Here is a 1945-nt window from a genome sequence, read left to right as displayed (position 1 = left end):
GGGTATAGGAAGTATAAACCACCTTTTTGCTCCTCATCCGAAGTATCTTACCTGAAATTCCCTCACTCGTTTACCGCTCAAGCCCCAATTTTAACTGCCGGTCCAGCCTAAACCGCTCTAATAAGGTTCGATTTGGCGGTAAAATCTCTAGCCTGATAGCTCGAGAGATACAAACTGCCCCACCGCCCCGTTTAAAAGTTGGCAGTGTTGAGCAGTGTTGGATTTGGGGTCGTCAGTCAAAGAGACGACTCTGTGATGGATCGAACAGGCTGGGAGTCAGTGGCGGCGCTCGTTCTGGTGGCAGCTCACGCTGCTTGGCGGCATTCGCCTTGGCTGTTTTCTGTTTCAGATGCTTGAGAATCTGCTCAATGACCTTCGGATCTTCGATGCTGGCAATCACTTTGACGTGACCGCCGCAGTGTTCGCAGACTTCAATATCAATATTGAAGACTCGCTTGAGGCGTTGCATCCAGGTCATGGCGCGGTGGCGCTCTGCAGGACTCTTGTCACGCCAGTTAGTATCGAGACCTTCCGATTTGTCGGGCTTCTTGCCCCGCTTGGCGGGTGTTACTTGAACTCGGTGTTTGCTGTTCGGTGCAAAGACGCCGTGGAAGCGTGTGAGGTTGACTCGCGGCTTAGGTACCAACGCAGCGAGTTTGGCGATGAAGTCCAGCGGCTCGAAGATCACATGGGTGGTGCCATTGCGGTACGGAGTTTTGAGCTCGTAACGCACCTGCCCATTGGCGGTTAATGCCAGACGTTTTTCTGAAACCGCTGGCCGACTAATGTAGCGACACAAGCGCTCAAGCTTATCCCGCTGATGCGCTTCGGCCATCACACCGGCGTGTAGCGAGAAACCAGCATGGTTGGCTACTCGACTGCTTGAGTCGGCTTTATCCTCACGCCCTGGCAAGGTTTGCAGGGTGAAGACTTTGCGCCCTTGCTGGGGGCCGACGGCAATGCGATACGTAACCGAAGCACCATGTAATTGAGTCAGCGTATCGTCTTCGCCCTCTTCCAGTGTCAACCACGTATTCTCGGCATCACGCTCCAAAATCCCACGCTTTTCCATGCAGCGAGCGATGCGATGGCTGAGGGTGTGAGCGAGCGTATTCAGCTCATCGTAAGTGGGTGCCTTGACACGATGGAAGCGTTGCTTGCCATAGTCATCTTCGGCATAGACACCATCGAGAAACAGCATGTGGTAGTGGACATTGAGATTTAGCGCGGAGCCAAAGCGTTGGATAAGAGTCACTGAGCCAGTTTGTGCAGAGGCTTTGGTGTAACCGGCTTTTTTGATCAGATGAGTTGAGAGTGTACGATAGACGATACTCAAGACCTGGCCCATCAGCTGGGGATGGCGAGCCAGCAAAAAGCGTAGCTGGAAAGGAAAGCTGAGCACCCACTGGCGAATGGGCTCCTTGGGGAAGACTTCGTCTATCAGCAGCGCCGCACTCTCGGCCATCCGGCGGGCACCGCAGCTAGGGCAAAAGCCGCGTCGTTTACAGCTGAAGGCGACCAGACGCTCGTGATGACAATCCTCGCAGCGAACCCGCATGAAACCATACTCCAGACGGCCACATTGGAGGAGGTCGTTGAATTCTTGTTGGATGTAGCGAGGCAGGTGTTGACCTTGGGCTTCGAGTGAGGCTTTGAAGGCTGGGTAGTGCTGCTCAACCAGCTGGTAGAGCAGCGTCTGGTCGGGTTGGTGGCGTTCGTAACCGTTTGTTTGAGTGGGCGATTGACTCGCCGTGGCGTTCCTTGCCAGCGACATGGGTATCCTCCGCTGATACTGTGGTTATGTACAGTATCAGCGGCTTGCGTTCAGACGTCCAGTCTGGCCCTAGACATCGCTAAATGCTTAACCCGCAATAGCCCTCACGAGTTGTTATCAGCCACTACCGGTTGAGCGAGAAGGTTTTGGGTTCAGGGTGCTATTGCTCCA

General features: G+C 54.2%; 1 protein-coding gene. It reads right to left on the bottom strand.

Annotated features, from left to right (window positions below):
• Positions 1-232 precede the first annotated feature (232 nt).
• Positions 233-1774, bottom strand: coding sequence for an IS91-like element ISCR1 family transposase (locus tag PR809_RS19990; protein ID WP_000050481.1), 1542 nt, complete (start codon positions 1772-1774; stop codon positions 233-235).
• Positions 1775-1945 lie beyond the last annotated feature (171 nt).

It is taken from the genome of Providencia sp. PROV201, from assembly GCF_028479545.1.
Taxonomy (GTDB): Bacteria; Pseudomonadota; Gammaproteobacteria; order Enterobacterales; family Enterobacteriaceae; genus Providencia; species Providencia huaxiensis.
The sequence above is the reverse complement of the archived record's forward strand: the minus strand, read 5'-3'. Positions and strand labels throughout refer to the sequence as shown.